Raw genomic sequence first — 21,626 nt, 5'->3', positions numbered from 1 at the left:
TGCGGCCAACCGGGAGACTTGGGGCGTCCCCGCAAGCGTTGGAGGAGACCATGCGCCGCCCCACGAGACCGTCGCGTTTCTGGGAAACCCTGGCTGTCGTTGTGGTGAAGCCGCTGTCCTGGCTCCTGGTGAAGAAAGACTGGCGTCACGGTGGGCGCATCCCGCGCACCGGCGGATTGATCATCGCCGCCAACCACCTGTCATGGTCCGACCCCGTCCTGCTGTCGCACTTCCTGTACAACCACGGCCGCTGGCCGGTGATCCTCGCGAAGTCGGGGCTGTTCCGGGTGCCGTTCCTCGGCAGGGCCGTGTCGAGCCTGCTCGCCATCCCGGTCGCCCGGGGCAGCGCCGAGGCGGTCAGGTCGCTGCGGGCGTCGGCCGAGCGTCTCGCCGACGGCTGCGCGATCCTGTTCTACCCCGAGGGCACCTGCACCCGCGATCCCGAGCTGTGGCCGATGGTGGGCAAGACGGGCGCGGCGCGGCTGGCGCTGGAGAGCGGCGCCCAGGTCATCCCGGTGGCCCATTGGGGGGCGCAGGAGCTGCTGCCCTACGGTGAGAAGAAGCCCAGGGTGTTCCCGCGCAAGACCTTCCGGGTGTCCGTGGGGCAGCCGGTCGACCTGTCGAAGTACGTGGGCGAGCCGCCGCACGGCGACGTGCTGCGCGCGGCGACGGCCGACATCATGGCGGCGATCACGGCGCAGCTCGCCGAGCTGCGCGGCGAGAAGGCCCCTGAGACTCCCTACGACCCGGCCGGACGGTGAAGGCATGACGAAGGTGGCCGTTTTCGGCACGGGCTCGTGGGGCACCACGTTCGCGATGATCCTCGCGGAGGCGGGCAACGAGGTCACCCTCTGGGGGCGCAGGCAGGAGCTGGTCGACCAGATCGACCGTGACCACGTCAACCCCGACTACCTGCCCGGCGTGCCGCTGCCGCCCACGCTGCGGGCCACCACCGACCCTGAGCGCGCGCTGGCGGGGGCCGACTTCGTGGTGCTCGCCGTGCCGTCCCAGCAGCTGCGGCCCAACCTCGCGGCCTGGCGGAAGCACATCCCCGAGCGGGCCGTCCTGGTCAGCCTGATGAAGGGCATCGAGCTCGGTACGACCAAGCGCATGAGCGAGGTGATCCGCGAGGTCGCCGAGGTGCCGAAGGAGCGGGTGGCCGTCGTCTCCGGGCCCAACCTGGCCCAGGAGATCGCCCACCGCCAGCCGGCCGCCACCGTGGTCGCCTGCACCGACATGTCGGTCGCCGAGCGCCTCCAGGCGATCTGCCACCTGCCGCCGTGGTTCCGTCCGTACACCAACACCGACGTGATCGGGGTCGAGCTGGGCGGCGCGGTGAAGAACGTGATCGCGCTGGCCGTGGGCGTCTCCGCGGGCATGGGCATGGGCGACAACGTCAGCGCCATGCTCATCACCAGGGGGCTGGCCGAGATCTCCCGGCTCGGCGCGGCGCTCGGAGCCGACCCGCACACGTTCGCGGGCCTGGCCGGCATGGGCGACCTCGTGGCCACGTGCACGTCGCCGCTGTCGCGTAACCGTACGTTCGGCGAGAACCTCGGCCGCGGCATGACGCTCGACGAGGCCGTCGCGGCCACCAAGCAGACCGCCGAGGGTGTGAAGTCGTGCGAGTCGGTGCTGGAGCTCGCGCGCAAGCACGACGTCGAGATGCCGATCACCGAAGTGGTCGTCGGCGTCGTCCACGACGGCGTGTCGCCGGCGGAGGCCGGGATGCTGCTCATGTCCCGCTCGCCCAAACCGGAGCGTTACGGACTCTAGCCCGCAGGCCCGGCCCTCTGCGGATACGTCGCGCTCACGGCGTGCTCGTCTCGCCGCATCACGGACGCCCCGGTAGATTCGGACACCATGAGCAAGCCACGCGTCGCCGTCGTTTTCGGGGGTCGCAATTCCGAGCACGCCGTGTCCCTGATGGGTGCGGGCAGTGTGCTGGAAGCGATCGACAGGAGCAAGTACGAGGTGATCCCCATCGGGATCGCCCAGGACGGCAGGTGGGTGCTGGCCGCGACCGACCAGCGGTTCGCCATCGAAGGAGGCGAGCTCCCGGTCGTCGACACCAGTGGCGCGGCCCTCGCGCTGCCCACGGACGGCAGCTCGCTGGTCGCCTACGACCAGGGCAGCATCCCCGTGGAGCTCGGCTCCGTCGACGTGGTCTTCCCCGTCATGCACGGCCCGTTCGCCGAGGACGGCACGATCCAGGGCCTGCTGGAGATGGCCGGCGTGCGTTACGTCGGCTCCGGCGTGCTGGCCAGCGCCGTCGGCATGGACAAGGCCCACATGAAGACCGTGCTGGCCGCCGCGGGGCTGCCGACCGGCGCCTACGTCGTCGTACGCGACCGCGACTGGCGGCTCAACCGCGAGTGCGTGCTCAAGGAGGCCGAGCAGCTCGGCTACCCGCTGTTCGTGAAGCCGGCCAGGGCGGGCTCCTCGCAGGGCATCTCCAAGGCCCACGACCGGGCGAGCCTGGAGGAGGCCGTGGAGGCGGCCCGCGTCCACGACCCCAAGGTGCTCATCGAGGCCGCGATCGCCGGCCGTGAGATCGAGTGCGCGGTGCTGCAGTCGCCGGGCGACGAGCCGGCCGCCGCGTCGCTGCCCGGCGAGGTGCGGGTCGAGGGCGGCCAGGAGTTCTTCGACTTCGAGGCGAAGTACTACCCCGACCAGATGTCGCTCACGGTGCCCGCCGACATCCCGCAGGAGACCGGCGAGGAGCTGCGCCGGATGGCCGTGCGCGCGTTCGAGGCGCTCGACTGCGAGGGGCTCGCGCGGGTCGACTTCTTCTACACGCCGGAAGGGCAGCTGGTCCTCAACGAGATCAACACGATGCCCGGCTTCACGTCGCTGTCGGTGGCGCCGCAGCTGTGGGCGGCTTCTGGGGTGTCGTACCCCGAGCTGGTCGATCGGCTCATCCAGCTGGGCCTGGCGCGCTCACCCGGGCTGCGCTAGGGCTGACCCGAGATCTGGCCGATCGGTTTCGACAGGTCGGCCAGCACCTCGGCGGGCACGTGTTCACCGCCGACCGTGACCTCGACGTAGGCGGTGTCGGTCACGGCGGTGAACAGCGCCGGCCGCTCTGGGTCCGCGAACCAGCCCACGCCGCCGATCTCCTGGAGCTCGTCGGTGGGGGCCATCCTGGCTGGCCGGGGCACGCCGCAGCGCAGCGTGATGGCGCCGGAGCCCCAGACGGCGACGTACGGCGACGCGGGTTCCGAAGCGCTCCGCTCGTCGCCGTCGAGCGTCTTGGGCAGCAGGGTGGCGAGCTTGTCGCACGCCACCACGGCCTCGCCGGTGGGAGTGGGCGGGTCGACGCGCAGGGTGCCGCAGCCGGCGAGCGTCAGCAGGACGATCAGGACGATTGCGGCACGCATGCGAAGAACTGCTTTCAGATGTGAACGATCGGGCACGTGAGAGTACGCGTGATGCCCTCCACGCCCTGGATCTGCGCGACGACGAGTTTGCCGAGTTCGTCGACGTTGTTGGCCTCTGCCCGCACGATCACGTCGTAGGGGCCTGTCACGTCCTCGGCCTGGGTGACGCCGGGGATCCCGGAGATCTCCTGGGCCACGGCGGCCGCCTTGCCGACCTCGGTCTGGATAAGGATGTAGGCCTGCACCATCACGTCCCTCCCCGGGCGATTGGATCACGCCGAAGGGCCACCGTACCCTGTGTGCGTCAGGAGGTGTGCCATCACAGTCGGAGATCTTGGCGAATTCGGTGTGGTAAGTCGCATTACCGCACGTCTGCCCCAGGGAGCGGCGATAATTCTCGGCCCTGGAGACGACGCCGCCATCGTGAGCGCCCCCGACGGGCGTGTGGTCGTCTCGACCGACCTGCTCCTCGAGGGCAGGCACTTCCGCCGCGACTGGTCCGGGGGCTACGACGTCGGCCGCAAGGCCGCCGCCCAGAACCTCTCCGACGTGGCGGCCATGGGCGCGACGCCGACGTCGCTCGTGGTTGGGCTCGGCATCCCCGCCGACCTGCCGCTCGACTGGCTCGACGCGCTGACCGACGGCATCCGCGACGAGTGCGCGGCGGTCGGGGCGAGCGTGGCGGGCGGCGACGTCACCCGCTGCGATCTGGTGGTCCTCGGGGTGACGGCGATGGGCGACCTCGGCGGGCGTCGTCCCGTCAAGCGGTCGGGGGCCGCGCCGGGGCAGGTGGTGGCGGTGGCGGGCCGGCTCGGCTACTCCGCCGCCGGATGGGCGCTGCTCGAGGCGGGCGTGCCCGCCGACTCGCCCGCGCTGCGGGAGGCCGTGGCGGGCCACCGCAGGCCGTGCCCGCCGTACGCGATGGGGCCGCTGGCGGCCGAGCTGGGCGCCACGGCGATGCTGGACGTCAGCGACGGCCTGCTGCAGGACCTCGGCCACGTCGCCGAGGCGAGCGGCGTGCGCATCGAGCTCGACCCCACGAGGTTCGCCGTGGCCGAGCCGGTGGCGGCGGCGGCCAAGGAACTCGGCACCGATCCGCTGGAGTGGGTGCTCGCCGGGGGTGAGGACCACGCGTTCGCCGCGGTGTTCCCGGCCGGCGTGCGCCTTCCCGAGGCGTGGCGGGTCGTGGGTCGCGTGTGCGAGGGAGAGGGCGTGGCGGTGGACGGCTGGGAGCCCCGGCAGCGTGGCTGGGATCACTTTAGGTGAGTGGTTATCCCGATTTGCGTGACAATTTCCCGATTCCGGGTAGCACGGGCGGGATTATTGTGACAGCGGCTTAGTAAAGGTGTTATGAAGATTGGCGGCCACGGTAACCGGAAGAAAGGGCAACCATGGGCCGCCGGCACGGCAAAGGCGAATCCGACGACCGGGACGAGTGGGGGCACAGCGCATTCTGGGGGCCTGACGAGCAGGCCGAACCGCCGGGCTGGCCTTCGCTGCCGGACGAACCCGAGGTGACGGGGCAGTGGGCCCCCATGCCTCAGCGCCCTGACGCGCCGCCGCCCCGTGCGCCGCAGTCGGAGCCGTACGAGACCACCGGGGCCTTCGCCGCGGCCGGTCCTCAGCAGGGTGGCTTCCCGCCCGCTCCCGGGCCGGGAGGTGAGGAGGCGGGGCCGTACGAGACGACCGGCGCCTTCGCCAGGCCGCCCGAGTGGGACGCGCCGCCGAACCGGCCCTTCACCGACGTCCAGGCTCCGTCCACCGGGGACTTCGAGCCGGGCGATCTCTTCCGCGGTGCCGCCGAGCGGTCGTCCTTCTTCGGGGACGCCCCTGACGCGGCGCCCGACCGACGTGACGTGTTCGACCGTGCCGGCGACGGGATGCGCAACCCGTTCGAGGAGGCCGGTGACCGTACCGCGAGGTTCGACGCGCCCCCGGCGCCCGCGTACGGTGGCCCGCCCGAGCCTGGCGACGTCAAGGTGGCCGGCTCGCCGATGCCGATGCCGATGCCGACGCCTCCGCCCACTCCGGCCTGGGCGGAGGCCGAGACCGGTTTCCTCGGTTCAGGCCCGTCCGAAGACCTGAGCTCTCCCGGCGGGGACGAGCCCAGAGGCCGTCGCGGCCGGCGCAGGCAGGAACGCGACGACGAGTTGCTGGCCGCCCCCGCCGCGGCCGGCAGGGGCAGAGTGGCGCTGCTGTCCGTGGCGGCCGTCGCCGTCGTGCTGGGCGGCACCGTGGCGGGCGTCAAGTTCCTGTCGGGCACCCCCGCGGCGTGCGAGGGCACGAGCTGCTCGGCGGTGCAGTCCACGAGCGAACCGGCCGCCACCGACGAGCCCGACGCGGTCGAGGAGGATTCAGAGGCGCTGCCAGAGGACGAGCCGTCCGAGGAGGTGGAGGAGGAGACCCCGGACCCCGAGACCACCGCGCCGACGGCCGGCACGCCCGTCCGCAAGCCGAGCAACAGCGCCACTCCCACGAAGGCGGCGCGGCAGGAGAAGCCGGAGCGCCAACAGGACACGCAGGCGGAACCGCCCGCCGACAGGCAGGCCGAGCAGCCGCAGGACCAGCCGACGGAGACGCCGAGCGAGGAGGCGACCGTCCTGGACGAGAACGCCACCGGCGACATGCAGACCACGCCCAAGCCGGAGAACACGTCGGCGCCGATCGAGACGTTGGTGCCTGAGGTGCCCGAACGGCAGTCCGGCGCCGACAACTCGGTCGGCGTCCGGCAGACGATCAGTCAGCGCCCGGCCACGTACCGGGCCAGCGTGGCGGTCTCCAACACCTCCAAGCGGACGCTGGCGAGCCCCACCGTCTCCGTGCCGGTGAACGGCAAGGTCACGAACGTGTCCGGCGCCGAGTGGACGCAGGACGGCGACCTGCTGATCCTCGAGCTGGAGAACCCGCTGGTGGCCGGCCAGACGGTGAAGGTGTCGTTCACTGCCACCGGCAAGGGTTCCAAGGCGGCCAACTGCGGGCTGGTCTCCGGGGACTGCGCCGTCAGCTGAATGGTTGGATGAGGGACATGACGGTTTCGACCCCTCCACGTGTGCTGACTGTCGCGGGCTCCGACTCCGGCGGCGGCGCGGGCATCCAGGCAGACCTCAAGACCATGCTCGCCATGGGCGTCCACGGCATGAGCGTCATCGCGGCGGTCACGGCCCAGAACTCGCTCGGCGTCCAGGGCTACTGGGAACTGCCCCCCGAGGCCGTGCGGGCGCAGCTCGACTCCGTGCTCGGCGACATCGGGGCGCAGGCGATCAAGACCGGCATGCTGGCCTCGCCCGCGCTGGTGGAGACGGTGGCGGAGACGCTCGGCGCGTACGCCGCGCCGCTCGTCGTCGACCCCGTCGGGGTGTCGAAGCACGGCGACTCGCTGCTCGCGCCCGAGGCCGTCGACACGCTGCGCACCCGGCTGCTGCCGGTGGCCACCGTGGTCACGCCGAACCTCTGGGAGGTGGAGCAGCTCACCTCCGTCAAGGTGGAGGACGAGAACGGGCTCAGGGCGGCGGCCGACGCCGTGCTGGAGCTCGGCCCCACCTGGGCGCTGATCAAGGGCGGGCACCTGCCAGGAGCCCCGGTCGACCTGCTCACGAACGGCACGGACGAATACCGCTTCACCGCCGAACGCCACGACAACCGCCACACCCATGGCACGGGCTGCACGCTCGCCTCGGCCATCGCCTCCCGCCTCGCCCTGGGCGACGACGTGCCGACGGCCGTGGGGGCGGCCAAGGAGTACGTGACGGGTGCCATAGCGCGCGGCTTCCCGCTGGGCTCGGGCATCGGCCCCGTGGACCACGCCTGGCGCTGGCGCTGACCCCACCCGCCGCAGCCGACCCCGCCCGGAGGTGCGCCGGTCACGTCCGGGCCACGGCTTGCGGCGGCCTGGTTTCCTGGCACGACGAAAGCCCGCCGCTCTCTACGAGCACGGCGGGCTTTCGTGGACGTGGAAACTAGCGGGTGACCTTGCCCGCCTTGATGCACGACGTGCACACGTTCAGCTTCTTCGGCGTGCCACCGATGACCGCGCGAACCGTCTGGATGTTGGGGTTCCAACGACGGCGGGTGCGGCGGTGGGAGTGGGACACGTTGTTGCCGAACGTCGGCCCCTTGCGGCAGACATCGCAGACGGAAGCCACGGTATCGCTCCTTAAAACAGTCGATGTAGCCCTGTCCGCGGATGCATTCCGGGGCGGAGGGCATGCCGGGACAACCGGCCAGCCAGACGAGAATATCCGATCCACACCGGTGGACGCGAACCAGAGCCTCTGGACCGGACCCCGGACGGCGATATTCTCCAGCGGCAACCGTAGCGCATCCCGGGAGGTCGGCGATGGAGATCCTCGACCTGACCGCCGTGCGGCGCTGGGCCCGCCGCGCCGCCGACGAGCTCGGCAGGGCCCGTACGGAGATCGACGCGCTCAACGTCTTCCCCGTCGCCGACGGCGACACCGGCACCAATCTGCACCTGACCTTGCTGTCCGCCGCCGAGGCCGTCGAGGCGCTCCCGGACGACGTCGACCCGGCCGTCTCCTGGCAGACCCTCGCGTACGGCGCCCTGGTCGGCGCGCGCGGCAACTCGGGCGTGATCGTCAGCCAGGCGCTGCGCGGCCTCGCCGAGGTGCTGCAGCACGGCCCCGACCTGCGCGCCGCGCTGATCAGGGCCGCCGCGCTGGCGAGGGAGGCGGTGGCTCGGCCCGTCGAGGGCACGGTGCTGAGCGTCCTCGAATCGGCCGCGCGGGCGGCGCGCGAGACCGGCGGCGGCCCGCACGAGGTGGCACGGCGGGCGGCCGAGGAGGCGCGGATGGCGCTGCGCCGCACGCCGGGCCAGCTGGAGGTGCTGGCCCGCAGCGGCGTCGTCGACGCGGGCGGCGCCGGGGTGGCGATCGTGCTGGAGGCCCTCGCCGAGGTGGTCGCCGGCGCCGCGGGCCGCTACGAGGTGCCCGCGCCGACCGCCCCGGTGGCGGCGATGACGGAGTCCGGCGCGGGCTACGAGGTCATGTACCTGCTGGACGCCGACGACGGGGCCGTGGCCGCCCTGCGCGAGGAGCTCGACGCGATGGGCGACTCCCTGGTGGTGGTCGGCGGCGACGGGCTGTGGAACGTGCACGTCCACGTCCGTGCGGCCGGACCGGCGGTCGAGGCCGGTATCCGGGCGGGCCGCCCGCACCGGATCTCCGTCACGTACCTCGCCGGTGACGGACACCGGCAGCACCCGGCAGGACGCGGGGTCGTGGCGGTGGTCGCGGGGGAGGGGGTCGCGGCGCTGTTCGAGCGGTGCGGCGCCGTCGTCGTGCGGCGCGCGACCGGAGCCCTGCCGCCGGTCCCTGAGGTGCTCGCGGCGCTCCGGCAGGCGGGACGGGAGGTCGTGGTCGTGCCCGACGACGAGAGCGTCCACGAGATCGTCGTCGCCGCGGCGAGGAGCGCCCGGCAGGACGGGATGACGGTCGAGATCCTGCCCGCGAAGGCGACCGTGCAGGGGCTGGCCGCGCTGGCCGTCCACGATCCGGGGCGGGGCTTCGCCGACGACGTGGCGGCGATGACCGAGGCGGCCCGCCACACCAGGTACGCGCACATCGCCGCGCGGGAAGGCGGCCGTCCCGATGAGGTGGTCGGCGTGGTCGGCGGCGAGGCGGTCGTGACCAGCGGGTCGGTGGAGAGCGTGGCCGTCCAGGTCGTCGATCGCATGGTGGCGGACGGCGGCGAGCTGGTCACGCTGGTGACGGGCGCGCGGGCCCCGGCGGGCCTGGCGTCCCGCCTCCAGGAGCACCTCGGGCGCGCGCACCCCGGCGTCGAGGTGGTCGTGTACGACGGCGCGCAGGACGGCCACCCGCTCCTCGTCGGCGTCGAGTGACCGCGAACCGCGGTGTCCCGGAGGATTCTTGTCGGCCGCAAGCGGTAGAACTGAATGCCGTGAGCCGTTTCGACGAGCCGCTGACGAAAGCGCTCGACCCGAAGACCGCCAAGTTGCTGCACTCCGTGCTCGGCCTGGAGACGGTCGGCGACCTGCTGCGCCACTACCCGCGCCGCTACGCCGAGCGCGGCGAGCTGACCACGCTCGACGCGCTGGAGGTCGACGAGCACGTCACCGTGGTCGGCGAGGTGAGCAGGCTGATGCGCAAGCCCATGCGCAACCGCGGCGGCACCTGGCTCGAGGTCGAGATCGTCGACGGCGACGGCAACAGGCTCTACCTGTCGTTCTTCGGCAAGGGCTCCCACGTCGCCGAGTCGCGGATGAAGCCGGGCCGGCGGGGCATGTTCGCCGGCAAGGTGGGGCTGTTCGGCGCGCGTGGCAAGCCGCGCTGGCAGCTCGCCCACCCCGAGTTCGAGCTGTTCGAGGAGGGCGAGGCGAACGCCGCGGAGTTCGCGGCGGCGCCGGTGCCGATCTATCCGGCGGGCAAAGACCTGACGCCCTGGGCGATCAGGCGGGCGGTGGGCGTCGTCCTCGACACGCTCGGCCCGCTCGACGACCCGCTGCCCGCCTCCGTACGCGTCCGCCACGGTCTGCAGCCGCTGGGCGAGGCGCTGGTCGCCATCCACCGGCCGAAAGACTTCGCCGAGGTGAACCGGGCGCGCCAGCGGCTGAAGTTCGACGAGGCGTTCGTGCTGCAGGCCGTGCTGCTGCAGCGCAGGCAGGCCGCCACCGCCTGGCCCGCCAAGCCCAGGCCGAGGCGCGCCGACGGCCTGCTGGCCGGTTTCGACGAGCGGCTGCCGTTCGCCCTCACCGAGGGGCAGGCCCAGGTGGGCGAGGAGATCGCCGCCGACCTGGCGCTCGAGCACCCGATGCACCGGCTGCTGCAGGGCGAGGTCGGCGCGGGCAAGACCGTGGTGGCGTTGCGGGCGATGCTCCAGGTCGTCGACTCGGGCGGCCAGGCCGCGCTGCTCGCGCCCACCGAGGTGCTGGCCCAGCAGCACCACCGCTCGATCACCGCCATGCTCGGCGACCTCGCGCAGGGCGGCATGTTCGGCGGCACCGCGGTCACGCTGCTGACCGGCTCGATGGGCGCGGCCGCCCGTCGCGCCGCGCTGCTCGACGTCGCCTCCGGCACGGCGGGCATCGTCGTCGGCACGCACGCGCTGCTGCAGGAGCACGTCCAGTTCGCCGACCTGGGGCTGGTCGTGGTCGACGAGCAGCACCGCTTCGGCGTCGAGCAGCGCGACGCGCTGCGCGAGAAGGCCGGGCAGGCCCGTCCGCACGTCCTGGTCATGACGGCCACCCCGATCCCGCGCACGGTCGCGATGACGGTGTTCGGCGACCTGGAGGTCTCGACGCTGTCGCAGCTCCCGTCGGGGCGGGCGCCCATCACCACCCACGTCGTCCCCGCCGCAGAGAAGCCCCACTACCTCGAGCGCACGTGGCAGCGGGTGCGCGAAGAGGTGGCGCTCGGCCGTCAGGCGTACATCGTGTGCCCGCGCATCGGCGACCTCGAGGGCGACGAGGGCGACCTGCAGGTGGCCGAGGCGACGTCCGCCGGCGACGAGCGCCGGCCGCCCCTCGCCGTCCTCGACGTGGCCGAGATGCTCGCCCAGGGGCCGTTCCACGACCTGCGCATGGGCACGCTGCACGGCAAGCTGCCGCCCGAGGAGAAGGACGCCGTCATGCGCGCGTTCACGCGGGGCGAGACCGACGTGCTGGTGGCGACCACGGTCATCGAGGTCGGGGTCGACGTGCCCAACTCCTCAGTGATGATCATCATGGACGCCGACCGCTTCGGCGTCTCCCAGCTCCACCAGCTCCGCGGCCGCGTCGGCCGGGGCGGCCTGCCCGGCCTGTGCCTGCTGGTCAGCGATTTCCCCGAGGGCACGCCCGCCCGTGCCCGCCTCGACGCGGTGGCCGCCACCCTCGACGGGTTCGAGCTGTCGCGCGTCGACCTCGAGCAGCGGCGCGAGGGCGACGTGCTGGGGGCCGCTCAGTCGGGCAAGCGCTCGTCGCTCAAGCTGCTGCAGCTGCTGCGTGACGAGGACGTGATCGCCGCGGCCCGCGAGGAGGCGGCGACGCTGCTGACGACCGATCCTGAGCTGCGCGAGCACGAGGGTCTGCGCGCCGAGATCGTCCGGCTGCTGGCCGACGAGCGGGCCGAGTACCTGGAGAAGACCTGACCGGGAGCAGCGCCTGGTCGATCGCGGAGCGCCGGGCGGTGCGGGCCGGCTGGTCGCGGGATGCCGGTCGGTGCGGGCCGATGGGCCTGAGCTGAGGTCCTGAGCTGAGGTCCTGAACGGAGCCGACCTGGTCGGTCCGACGAACCCAGCCGCGGGGACGGCCTCCCCCCGAATGCCGTCCCCGGCTGGGCCCACCCTCGGGTCAGGTGCCGAGGGAACCGGCGTGCGGAAGGGCTCACGATCACGCCGGTCGGCCTCCACGTGGGTCACCTTGAAGGCCGCAGCATCATCATGCGTGGCCCCCCAGCCGTTGTGAATCACCCTTGCGTAGTCGAGGCAGACACTTGTCCACTCTTGACCTGGGTGAACATGCGGGACAATGGGTCACATGACGCGGATCATCGCAGGCGTGGCGGGTGGGCGTCGGCTGGCCGTCCCTCCGGGGCGCGGAACGCGGCCGACCAGTGACAGGGCTCGAGAAGGGATCTTCTTGACGCTCGACCATCTGTACGGCCTGGACGACGCCCGCGTCCTCGACCTGTACGCGGGCTCCGGTGCGATCGGCCTGGAGGCGCTGTCGCGGGGTGCGTCCGAGGCCGTGCTGGTGGAGGCCGACCCGAGGGCGGCCCGCACGGTCCGCGACAACGTCAGGTCGCTCGGGCTCGAGGGCGCGCACGTGCTGGCCGACAAGGTCGAACGGGTGCTCGCGAAGAAGCCCGACGAGCCGTTCGACATCGTGTTCGCGGATCCGCCGTACGCGGTGGGTGAGGGCGAAGTCACGACCGTTCTGGAGCTTCTCCGGGACAACGGCTGGTTGGTCGATGAGGGATTGGTGGCATTCGAGAGGGAAACCAGGGGAAAGCCCTTGACGTGGCCCGAAGGGTACGTTGAGGAGAGGGTCCGTCGTTATGGCGAAGCATCCGTTTGGTACGGTCGCGCCGCCGGGAACCCGTAGACCTGGGAGGCGTCTTGCGCCGCGTAGTGTGCCCGGGGTCGTTCGACCCCATCACGAACGGCCACCTCGACATCATCGGCCGTTCCGCACGGCTGTACGACGAGGTGACCGTGGCAGTCCTCATCAACGTAGAGAAAAGCAGCCTGTTCACGGTCGACGAGAGGATTGACGTCCTGCGGACCGTGACGAAGGACTACCCGAACGTCCAAGTGCGCAAATTCCACGGCTTGTTGGTGGATTTCTGCAAGGAGAACGACATCCCGGCCATCGTCAAGGGCATCAGGGTCGTCAGCGATTTCGACTACGAGCTCCAGATGGCGCAGCTCAACTACCGCATGTCGGGTGTGGAGACGCTGTTCATGCCGACCAACCCCGAGTACTCGTTCCTGTCGTCGTCGCGGGTGAAGGAGATCGCCCGGTACGGTGGTGACGTGTCCGGGCTCGTGCCCGACCTCGTCCACAAGCTGCTCATCGAGCGGCTCAGAGGCTGACCGCGAGCTGCTATCCTTTCATTTCGGCCTTGTACGACGGCGAGGTTTCGCCATGCCTAGCGAGAGCAGGATGACTCAGCACCTCGACCCCCGCTCCCCTTGGGTGATCTCCACTCACGACCTGGGAAAGCGGCCGGGCACGATGCGCCAGGTTTCCGTGACCCTCCCGGCACCGGTGGACATCGGCGTTGACATGATCGGCGTCCCCAAGGACGCCGAAATCGAGCTGGATCTCCGGTTCGAAGCAGTGATGGAAGGCGTGCTCGTCTCGGGCACGGCGCGCACCCCTCTCGCGGGGGAGTGCTCGCGGTGTCTCGACCCGGTCTCCTCCGAGATCGAGGTCGATCTGCAGGAGCTGTTCTTCTACTCCGACGAGGACGCCTCGGAGGAGGACTCACTGCTCGACGGTGAGCTGCTCGATCTCGAGCCGACGTTCCGCGACGCGGTGGTGCTCGCACTGCCGTTGAGCCCGATGTGTCGTGACGACTGCGAAGGGCTCTGCGTGGAGTGCGGGGTCAAGCTGGCGGAGGCCGGCGTCGACCATCGGCACGAGAAGATCGATGCCCGCTGGGCGTCGTTGCAAGGTCTGATTACCGACAAAGATAACGATCAGGAGAAGTGACGTGGCCGTCCCGAAGCGAAAGATGTCGCGGAGCAACACCCGCGCCCGTCGCTCCCAGTGGAAGACGACTGCTGTCGCCCTGGTGAGCTGCCCGCAGTGCCGGTCGCCCAAGCAGCCGCACATCGCGTGCCCCACCTGCGGCACCTACAACCGTCGTCAGGTCGTCGAGCCGTCCGCCTGATCCGCCAGCAGTTGACGTGATGCCGACCGGGTGCCAAAGTGCCTCGGTCGGCGTTACCGTCTCAAATGCGTGCGGCGGCGGTGCGCCCGCGGTCGTGGTGGACGCCGGGGCTACGCGTTACCCCGACGCCCACCACGTTTTCGGGCATCTCTCGCAGCCGACGCGCCATGTGAAGATGTCCGAGGAGGAAGCACGTGGGCGCAGGTCCTAAGCCGGTGGCCGTCGAGGTCGCCCGTGACGAGCTGGAGCAGGTTCTCGCCATCGGCGTCGACAACGGCATCCTGGAGCGGGCGCTGACCCATCGCTCCTACGCGTACGAGAACGGTGGGCTGCCCACCAACGAGCGGCTCGAGTTCCTGGGCGACTCGGTGCTCGGCCTGGTGGTCACCGACACCCTCTACCGCAACCACCCCGACCTGCCGGAAGGCCAGCTCGCGAAGCTGCGCGCCGCCGTGGTCAACATGCGCGCCCTGGCCGACGTGGCGAGAGGGCTCGGGCTCGGCCGGTTCCTGCGGCTCGGCAGGGGCGAGGAGGGCACGGGCGGGCGCGACAAGTCGTCCATCCTGGCCGACACCCTTGAGGCGCTCATCGGCGCCATCTACGTCGACAAGGGGCTCGACGAGGCGTTCCGGGTCGTCCACCTGCTGTTCGACCCGCTGATCGTGCGCTCGGCGTCGCTGGGCGCGGGGCTCGACTGGAAGACGTCGCTGCAGGAGCTCACCGCCTCCGAGGCGCTCGGCGTGCCCGAGTACCACGTCGAGGAGAGCGGCCCCGACCACGCCAAGTCGTTCACGGCCATGGTGCGCGTCGGCGGCGAGTCCTACGGTTCCGGCACCGGGCGCAGCAAGAAGGAAGCGGAGCAGCAGGCCGCGGAGGCCGCCTGGACCCGCATCCGCGCCCGCCGCGAGCAGCGCGAGAGCCAGCCCACCGCCTGACCCACCCGCCCTCACCGGCCGCGCCCGCCACGGGAACCCCGGTTGTGGGGATGGCCACCGCAGTCCCGTCGTGGGAGGGTTGCCGCGCGGGAAGCCCGCCGATGGCGTGGGCGTTGTGGTGGACGGTGATGAACGGGCCGCGGGGCGGTCCTGATGAGAGGGCGAGGTCCGAAGTGCCGGAGCTGCCGGAGGTCGAGGTCGTCAGGCGTGGCCTCGCGCAGTGGGTGGTCGGGCGCGAGATCGCCTCGGCCGAGGTGCTGCACCCGCGCGCGATCCGGCGTCACCTTCCAGGAGCCGACGAGTTCGCCGCCCGCCTGAAGGGCCGCGCGGTGCTGTCGGCCGAGCGTCGCGGCAAATACCTGTGGCTGCCCCTGTCGGGCGCCGATGAGGCCCTCATGGCCCACCTGGGGATGAGCGGGCAGCTGCTGGTCGTCGCCCCTGACTCGCCGCTGGAGCGGCATCTGCGCGTACGCCTGCGCTTCGAGGACGGCGGCCCCGACCTGAGGTTCGTCGACCAGCGGACGTTCGGGCACGTCATGCTCGCCCCGCTGCGCGGCGGCATCCCCGAGCCGATCGCGCACATCGCGCCCGACCCGTTCGAGCCGGCGTTCGACGAGGCGGAGTTCGCCAGGAGACTGCGGGCGAAGCGTACGGAGATCAAGCGGGCGCTGCTCGACCAGTCGCTGATCAGCGGGGTCGGCAACATCTACGCCGACGAGGCCCTGTGGATCGCCCGGCTGCACTGGGCGCGTCCCACGGAGACGCTCACCCGGCCGAAGGTGGCCGAACTCGTCGCCGCGATCCGCACGGTCATGGGCTCGGCGCTGGAGCAGGGCGGCACGTCGTTCGACAGCCTGTACGTCAACGTCAACGGTGAGAGCGGCTACTTCGACCGCTCGCTGGAGGCGTACGGGCGGCGTGACCTGCCGTGCTCGCGGTGCGGCACCCCGATCAGGCGCGAGGCGTTCATGAACCGTTCCTCCTACTCCTGCCCCAGGTGCCAGCGGCCGCCGCGCTGACGCCGGCCGCGTGAGATCACCGTGCGTGAGGGCTTCGGGACGTCCGATTCCTGGCCGGTAAGGTGGCCACGGAGCAGGAACGCCCGGTGCGGCGGCCGGGTTCGCGGAGAAACCGCAGGTGGCGAGGCATCCGAGGGAGTGGTGATGGGCGACGTCACGGACGTCCGGCTGAACGCGTGGGTGCGTGGCAGGGTCCAGGGCGTGGGGTTCCGTTGGTGGACCCGTTCGCGGGCGCTGGAGCTCGGTCTGGTGGGCTGGGCGCGCAACGCCGCCGACGGCCGGGTCGAGGTGGTCGCGGAAGGCCCGAGGGAGGCGTGCGTCAAGCTGCTGGAGTTGCTGAGGGGTTGCGACACGCCGGGCAGGGTGGATGGAGTGGTAGAACGCTGGAGCGAAGCCCGAGGTAGTTTGACCAGCTTTGTAGAGCGGTAGGCGATTTCGTCAAACAGACCAAATAGGGTATAGTTGTATGTCGGGAGTGCCCATCAGTAGGGGCTCAGCGGTTCGATCGACTTGACCGCCCACACTGCCGGTGCGACTCTTGTTAGGTACCACGCGCACCCCTCCCGCGGAACAGAAGTGCGCGAACCAGTCTGGTCACTCAGCGTGGAGGACCCTTTACCATGGCGAAGGCTCTACTCGGCCACGTCGGCGGTCCTGACCCTCGTATGGTCTCGGAGATGCGCCGCCTGCAGCAGCGTATCCGGGATCTGGAGGCAGAACTCATCCGACTTCAGGCCACGAACGACGCTCTTGCAGCGCAGACCCGCGACGAGGCGCTAAGCCGCGTGCAGGAGCGCGAGCCGGCACTCACCTGAGAGTGATCGGAGCGCAAGACCCAGGGACGTCTCGGTGAGACGTCCCTTGTTATTTGCCCACGGAAATTCACGGTCACGGCAGAGCCATGGAATTCACTGTGTGATCACTTCCGGTGGGCCGTAACTCCGGCGTGCTCGGCCGCCTTTTCCGCCGACGTCGGCGATGACCAGTAGGCTTCTCCGATGTCCGTACAGGAGAAGGGGGCCGCTGGTGTATCTGAAGACCCTGACCCTGCGTGGCTTCAAGTCCTTCGCCTCCGCGACCGCGCTGCGTTTCGAGCCGGGCATCACCTGTGTGGTCGGGCCCAACGGCTCAGGCAAGTCCAACGTCGTCGACGCACTCGCCTGGGTGATGGGCGAGCACAGCGCCAAGTCGCTGCGCGGCGGCAAGATGGAGGACGTCATCTTCGCCGGCACGTCGTCCCGGCCGCCGCTCGGCCGCGCCGAGGTGACGCTGACGATCGACAACTCCGACGGCGCCCTCCCCATCGACTACACCGAGGTCACGATCAGCCGGCTGATGTTCCGGTCGGGGCAGAGCGAATACGCGATCAACGGCGACACCTGCCGCCTGCTCGACATCCAGGAGCTGCTGTCCGACTCCGGCATCGGCCGTGAGATGCACGTCATCGTCGGGCAGGGGCAGCTCGACACGGTGTTGCACGCGGGCCCTGAAGACCGCAGGGCCTTCATCGAGGAGGCCGCGGGCGTACTGAAGCACCGCAAGCGCAAGGAGAAGGCGCTGCGCAAGCTCGACGCGATGCAGGCCAACCTCACGCGCGTGCAGGACCTCGCCACCGAGCTGCGCCGCCAGCTCAAGCCGCTGGGCCGCCAGGCCGAGATCGCCCGTAAGGCCGCCGTCATCCAGGCCGACCTGCGCGACGCCCGGCTGCGGCTGCTCGCCGACGACGTGTGGACCCTGCGCCTCACGCTGGAGCGCGAGGCGGCCGACGAGGCCGCGATCTCGGAACGCCGCCGCCAGGTCGAGGCGGAGCTGGGCGAGGGGCAGCAGCGCGAGGCCGCTCTGGAGGCCGCCGAGGCCGAGGCCCAGCCGCGGCTCGCGGCGGCGCAGGAGACGTACTTCCGGCTGTCGTCGCTGCGCGAGCGGATCAGCGGCCTCGAACAGCTGGCCGCCGAACGCCACCGGCACGCCCTTGACGCCGCCGCCATCGAGCGCCGCGGCCGCGACCCGGAAGACCTCGAGCGCGAGGCGGCCGAGGTGCGCGAGGGCGAGCAGATGATGCAGGCCGAGCTCGACCAGGCGCGGGAGCTGCTGGAGGAGGCGGTGCAGCGCAGGTCCGCCGCCGAGGCCGAGCTGAGCGCCGAGGCGCAGCGGCTCGCCCTGGCCGCTCGGGCCGCCGCCGACCGCCGCGAGGGGCTGGCCAAGCTGCGCGGCCAGGTCGATTCCGTACGGAGCCGGGCCAGGGCCGCCGAGGACGAGATCGGCCGCCTGCGGCAGGCGCTCGCCGACGCCGGCGAGCGGGAGCGGCGAGCAGGGGAAGACCTGGAGGCGCAGCGGCTGGAGGAGCCGGCCGCCGACCCGGCGCTCGCCGACGAGCTCGCCACCGCGCAGGCCATGGTCGAGGAGGCCAAGGCGGTCGCCGACGAGGCGCGCGCCGGGCTGGAGGAGGCCACGTCGGGCCTCGACGCGCCGCGCGCCGCCCTGCGCGAGGCCAAGGCGGCGGTGAGCACCGCGCGGGCCGCCGACCAGGAGGCCCAGCGCGCCGTGGCCGCGCTCGCCGCCCGGCGCGAGGCACTGGAGCTGGGGCTGGCCAAGGGCGACGGCGGGGCCGCGCTGCTGGAGGCCGGTCTCGCCGGGGTGCTGGGGCCGCTGGCGGCCGCGACGCAGGTCACGCCGGGTGCCGAGCTCGCCGTCGCCGCCGTGCTGGGGCCGGTCGCCGAGGCGATCACCGTACGGAGCCTCGGCAGCGCCGTGGAAGCCCTCGACCTGCTGCGCGACCGCGGCGCGGGGCGGGCGACCCTGCTGGTCGCCGGCGACCGCGCGGCGGACGCCCCGCTCGGTGACGCCCCTGAGGGGAGCCGGTGGGTCGCGGAGTTCGTGACGGTTCCCGAGGAGCTACGGGCGGCCGTGGGGCACGTACTCGACGGGGTGGCGGTCGTCGACGACCTCGACGCCGCGCGGGCACTCGTCGAGCGCCACCCGGAGCTGCGCGCCGTCACCAGGGCCGGTGACCTTGTCGGAGCGCACGTGGCCGAGGGCGGGTCCGACGGCGGCACGTCCGTGCTGCAGGTGCGGGCCGCGCTCGACGAGGCCGTCAAGCACCTGGAGGAGGCCGAGGCGCGGGCCGAGGAGACCCTCGTGGCCCTCGACGAGGCCGTCGCCCGTGAGCAGGCCGCCCAGAGCGCGCTGGAGTCCGCGCAGGCGCGCGTCGGCGAGGCGCAGCACGCCGTCACCACCGCCCAGGCCGGTGTGAGCGCCGCCCAGGGCGCGCTCGACCAGGTCAGGAGCCGCCAGCGCGAGGCCGACCAGCGCGCCGCCGCGACGGCCAGACGGCTGGCCCAGCTCGAGGCCGCCGCGGGCGCCGCGCGCGCCGAGGCCGAGCGCCTGGCCGCGAGCGTGACCAGAGCCGAGGCGGCCCGCGACGAAGGGCTGGAGGAGCTGGCCGAGCTGGAGGTCCGGCTGGCCGAGGCCGAATACGCCCAGGAACTCGAGGCGGAGCCCACCACCGACCTGCGCGACGAGCTGGCGGCCGCGTGCGAGCTCGCCCGGCAGCGCGAGATGGACATCCGGCTGCAGGTCCGTACCGCGGAGGAGCGGGTCAAGGGCGTCGAGGGGCGCGCCGACGGGCTGCTGCGCGCGGCCCGGCGCGAGCGCGAGGAACGCGCCAGGGCGGCCGAGCGGCGCGCCCGGCGCAGGCGCCAGGCGGCGCTGGCCGAGGCCGTCAGCAAGGGCGCCAAGCAGGTGCTCGCGGCGCTCGCCGGGTCCGTCCAGCTGGCCTCCAGGGAGCGCGACGAGGCCGACCTCGCGCGGGTGGCCGTCGACGCCGAGCTCAAGCAGGTACGCCTGCGCGTCCGCGAGCTCGGCCAGGAGCTCGACAAGCTGGTCAACCGGGTGCACGGCAACGAGGTGGCCCGCACCGAGCAGCGGCTGCGGCTGGAGCAGATGGAGCAGCGGGCGCTGGAGGAGTTCGGCGTCGAGGTCGAGACGCTGATCTCCGAGTACGGCCCCGACGCGCCCGTGCCCGGCGACCCGCCGGTGCCGTACGTGCGGGAGGAGCAGGAGAAGCGGGCCAGGGCGGCCGAGCGGCAGATGACCCAGCTCGGCAAGGTCAACCCGCTCGCGCTGGAGGAGTTCGCGGCGCTGGAGGAGCGGCACGCGTTCCTCAACTCCCAGCTCGAAGACCTCAAGAAGACCCGGCGCGACCTGATGACCGTGGTCAAGGAGGTCGACGAGCGGGTCGAGCAGATGTTCGCCTCGGCGTACGAGGACGTCGCCAGGGAGTTCGAGGAGATCTTCACCCGGGTGTTCCCCGGCGGCGAGGGCAAGCTGGTGCTCACCGACCCGTCCGACATGCTGACCACGGGCATCGAGGTGGAGGCGCGTCCGCCGGGCAAGAAGGTCAAGCGGCTGTCGCTGCTGTCGGGCGGCGAGCGCTCGCTCACGGCGGTGGCGTTCCTGGTGTCGATCTTCAAGGCCCGGCCGTCGCCGTTCTACGTGATGGACGAGGTCGAGGCCGCGCTCGACGACACCAACACCCAGCGGCTGCTGACGCTTTTCGAGGAATTGCGGCAGAGTTCACAGTTGATAGTGATCACTCACAACAAACGCACGATGGAGATCGCCGACGCGCTCTATGGCGTGTCGATGCGCGGCGACGGCGTCACGCAGGTGGTCAGTCAGCGGCTGCGGGAGCGCGAAACCGCCTGATCGGTGTGGCCTTGGGCATGACCATGTCGGTCGATCTGGAAAACTGACGTCTTGTGGATGGTTACCTCGGCGTCATTGTGATCGTGGCCGTCGTCGCCCTGTTGGTGATCGGCGGTCTCTTCCTGTATTTCCGGCCGGGCCGGAAGGCTCCGCCTCCCGTTCTGCCGCCCGAGGCCCCCGCGCTTCCCGAGGAGGAGGAGAAGCGGCCCGCCGCGGCGGGCGAGGAGGGCGAGGGCGCCACCACCACGCTCCCGCCGCCGGTCAAGCCGGCCGAGCCGGTCGTGGTGGAGCCCGAGATCGAGGTTCCGCCGCCGTCGGCGGGCCGGATGGTCAGGCTGCGCTCGCGCCTGGCCCGTTCGCAGAGCACGCTCGGCCGCGGTCTGCTGGAGCTGCTGTCGCGCGACCGGCTCGACGACGACGTCTGGGACGAGATCGAGGAGAGCCTGATCACGGCCGACGTGGGCGTCGCGCCCACCCAGGCCGTCGTGGAGGAGCTGCGCACCCGGGTGAAGGTGCTCGGCAGCCGTACCCATGACGAGGTTCGCGGGCTGCTGCGCGAGCAGCTGCTCGCCCAGATCAACCCCGACCTCGACCGCACGCTCAGGGTGAGCCCGCACGGCGAGCGGCCGGCGGTCGTGCTGGTCGTGGGCGTCAACGGCACCGGCAAGACCACCACCACGGGCAAGCTCGCGCGGTCCCTCATCGGTGACGGCAGGAAGGTCGTGCTCGGCGCGGCCGACACCTTCCGCGCGGCGGCGGCCGACCAGCTGCAGACGTGGGGCGAGCGGGTCGGCGCCGACACGGTGCGCGGTCCCGAGGGCGGCGACCCGGCCTCCGTGGCGTTCGACGCGGTCGCCCGGGGCATCGAGGAGAAGGTCGACGTCGTCATCGTCGACACCGCGGGCCGCCTGCACACCAAGACCGGCCTCATGGACGAGCTGGGCAAGGTCAAGCGGGTCATCGAGAAGAAGGCCACCGTCGACGAGGTGCTGCTCGTCCTCGACGCCACCACCGGCCAGAACGGCATGCGCCAGGCACAGGTGTTCGCCGAGGCGGTCAACATCACGGGCATCGCGCTGACCAAGCTCGACGGCACGGCCAAGGGCGGCATCGTCATCTCGGTGCAGCGGGAGCTGGGGGTGCCGGTGAAACTCGTGGGTCTGGGCGAGGGTCCTGACGACCTCGCGCCGTTCGATCCCGAGGTTTTCGTCGACGCGATTCTGGGCGATTAGGTTA

The 21,626-nt window shown here is 71.7% G+C and carries 21 protein-coding genes; 18 read left to right on the top strand and 3 right to left on the bottom strand.

What is annotated here, in order from left to right:
* Window positions 1-128 precede the first annotated feature (128 nt).
* From BLR04_RS06190 to BLR04_RS06180, 3 genes are all read left to right on the top strand, one after another.
* On the top strand, window positions 129-761 hold the full coding sequence (locus tag BLR04_RS06190) for a lysophospholipid acyltransferase family protein (RefSeq protein ID WP_245740049.1): 633 nt from the start codon (window positions 129-131) through the stop codon (window positions 759-761).
* 4 nt (window positions 762-765) lie between these two features.
* Complete coding sequence (locus BLR04_RS06185) at window positions 766-1,776, top strand: NAD(P)H-dependent glycerol-3-phosphate dehydrogenase (RefSeq protein ID WP_090760431.1); 1,011 nt, start codon at window positions 766-768, stop codon at window positions 1,774-1,776.
* An 87-nt stretch (window positions 1,777-1,863) separates the two neighbouring features.
* Window positions 1,864-2,958 carry a D-alanine--D-alanine ligase family protein gene (locus BLR04_RS06180; RefSeq protein WP_090760429.1) on the top strand — a complete coding sequence of 365 codons (1,095 nt, stop codon included), beginning with the start codon at window positions 1,864-1,866 and terminating at the stop codon, window positions 2,956-2,958.
* Here the strand turns inward: BLR04_RS06180 and BLR04_RS06175 are convergent.
* Both BLR04_RS06175 and BLR04_RS06170 read right to left on the bottom strand, forming a co-directional pair.
* Window positions 2,955-3,380, bottom strand: coding sequence for a DUF3515 domain-containing protein (locus BLR04_RS06175; protein WP_090760427.1), 426 nt, complete (start codon window positions 3,378-3,380; stop codon window positions 2,955-2,957). The two genes, BLR04_RS06180 and BLR04_RS06175, sit on opposite strands and share 4 nt — an antisense overlap.
* 14 nt (window positions 3,381-3,394) lie before the next feature.
* Window positions 3,395-3,628: an Lrp/AsnC family transcriptional regulator gene (locus tag BLR04_RS06170; RefSeq protein WP_090760425.1), complete on the bottom strand. Its 234-nt coding sequence runs from the start codon at window positions 3,626-3,628 to the stop codon at window positions 3,395-3,397.
* Between the two features lie 49 nt (window positions 3,629-3,677).
* On the opposite strand from BLR04_RS06170, the gene BLR04_RS06165 reads away from it, so the two are divergent.
* The 3 genes from BLR04_RS06165 (at window position 3,678) to thiD (ending at window position 7,200) form a co-directional block, all read left to right on the top strand.
* Window positions 3,678-4,646 (top strand): thiamine-phosphate kinase, encoded by a 969-nt coding sequence (locus tag BLR04_RS06165; protein ID WP_176902964.1) that lies wholly within the window; start codon window positions 3,678-3,680, stop codon window positions 4,644-4,646.
* A gap of 125 nt (window positions 4,647-4,771) precedes the next feature.
* On the top strand, window positions 4,772-6,388 hold the full coding sequence (locus tag BLR04_RS06160) for a hypothetical protein (RefSeq protein WP_090760422.1): 1,617 nt from the start codon (window positions 4,772-4,774) through the stop codon (window positions 6,386-6,388).
* Between the two features lie 8 nt (window positions 6,389-6,396).
* Entirely contained in the window at window positions 6,397-7,200 is an 804-nt protein-coding gene (thiD, locus tag BLR04_RS06155) for a bifunctional hydroxymethylpyrimidine kinase/phosphomethylpyrimidine kinase (protein WP_090760420.1), read from the top strand.
* Window positions 7,201-7,336: 136 nt separating this feature from the next.
* Here thiD and rpmB read toward each other — a convergent pair whose 3' ends face one another.
* Window positions 7,337-7,522, bottom strand: coding sequence for a 50S ribosomal protein L28 (gene rpmB, locus BLR04_RS06150; RefSeq protein ID WP_049556934.1), 186 nt, complete (start codon window positions 7,520-7,522; stop codon window positions 7,337-7,339).
* A gap of 194 nt (window positions 7,523-7,716) precedes the next feature.
* Here rpmB and BLR04_RS06145 point away from each other — a divergent pair, with 194 nt between their 5' ends.
* From BLR04_RS06145 to ftsY, 12 genes are all read left to right on the top strand, one after another.
* Window positions 7,717-9,237 (top strand): DAK2 domain-containing protein, encoded by a 1,521-nt coding sequence (locus BLR04_RS06145; RefSeq protein ID WP_090760418.1) that lies wholly within the window; start codon window positions 7,717-7,719, stop codon window positions 9,235-9,237.
* A gap of 59 nt (window positions 9,238-9,296) precedes the next feature.
* On the top strand, window positions 9,297-11,483 hold the full coding sequence (gene recG / locus BLR04_RS06140; RefSeq protein WP_090760416.1) for an ATP-dependent DNA helicase RecG: 2,187 nt from the start codon (window positions 9,297-9,299) through the stop codon (window positions 11,481-11,483).
* A 388-nt stretch (window positions 11,484-11,871) separates the two neighbouring features.
* Entirely contained in the window at window positions 11,872-12,438 is a 567-nt protein-coding gene (rsmD, locus tag BLR04_RS06135; RefSeq protein WP_090760813.1) for a 16S rRNA (guanine(966)-N(2))-methyltransferase RsmD, read from the top strand.
* A gap of 14 nt (window positions 12,439-12,452) precedes the next feature.
* Entirely contained in the window at window positions 12,453-12,929 is a 477-nt protein-coding gene (gene coaD / locus BLR04_RS06130; RefSeq protein WP_090760414.1) for a pantetheine-phosphate adenylyltransferase, read from the top strand.
* A 70-nt stretch (window positions 12,930-12,999) separates the two neighbouring features.
* Window positions 13,000-13,551, top strand: coding sequence for a YceD family protein (locus BLR04_RS06125; RefSeq protein ID WP_090760811.1), 552 nt, complete (start codon window positions 13,000-13,002; stop codon window positions 13,549-13,551).
* A gap of 1 nt (window position 13,552) precedes the next feature.
* Window positions 13,553-13,732: a 50S ribosomal protein L32 gene (gene rpmF, locus BLR04_RS06120; protein WP_082535183.1), complete on the top strand. Its 180-nt coding sequence runs from the start codon at window positions 13,553-13,555 to the stop codon at window positions 13,730-13,732.
* Between the two features lie 242 nt (window positions 13,733-13,974).
* On the top strand, window positions 13,975-14,667 hold the full coding sequence (gene rnc / locus BLR04_RS06115; RefSeq protein WP_245740068.1) for a ribonuclease III: 693 nt from the start codon (window positions 13,975-13,977) through the stop codon (window positions 14,665-14,667).
* Window positions 14,668-14,840: 173 nt separating this feature from the next.
* Complete coding sequence (gene mutM / locus BLR04_RS06110) at window positions 14,841-15,686, top strand: bifunctional DNA-formamidopyrimidine glycosylase/DNA-(apurinic or apyrimidinic site) lyase (RefSeq protein WP_090760411.1); 846 nt, start codon at window positions 14,841-14,843, stop codon at window positions 15,684-15,686.
* 144 nt (window positions 15,687-15,830) lie between these two features.
* Complete coding sequence (locus tag BLR04_RS06105; protein ID WP_090760809.1) at window positions 15,831-16,115, top strand: acylphosphatase; 285 nt, start codon at window positions 15,831-15,833, stop codon at window positions 16,113-16,115.
* Between the two features lie 191 nt (window positions 16,116-16,306).
* Window positions 16,307-16,501, top strand: coding sequence for a hypothetical protein (locus tag BLR04_RS06100; protein ID WP_043618321.1), 195 nt, complete (start codon window positions 16,307-16,309; stop codon window positions 16,499-16,501).
* Window positions 16,502-16,712: 211 nt separating this feature from the next.
* A complete protein-coding gene (gene smc / locus BLR04_RS06095; RefSeq protein ID WP_090760409.1) occupies window positions 16,713-20,390 on the top strand; it encodes a chromosome segregation protein SMC in 3,678 nt (1,225 codons plus the stop codon).
* A 53-nt stretch (window positions 20,391-20,443) separates the two neighbouring features.
* Entirely contained in the window at window positions 20,444-21,622 is a 1,179-nt protein-coding gene (gene ftsY, locus BLR04_RS06090) for a signal recognition particle-docking protein FtsY (RefSeq protein WP_090760407.1), read from the top strand.
* The last annotated feature ends 4 nt before the right edge of the window (window positions 21,623-21,626 follow it).

It is taken from the genome of Nonomuraea maritima, assembly GCF_900100395.1.
Taxonomy (GTDB): domain Bacteria; phylum Actinomycetota; class Actinomycetes; order Streptosporangiales; family Streptosporangiaceae; genus Nonomuraea; species Nonomuraea maritima.
The sequence above is the reverse complement of the archived record's forward strand: the minus strand, read 5'-3'. Positions and strand labels throughout refer to the sequence as shown.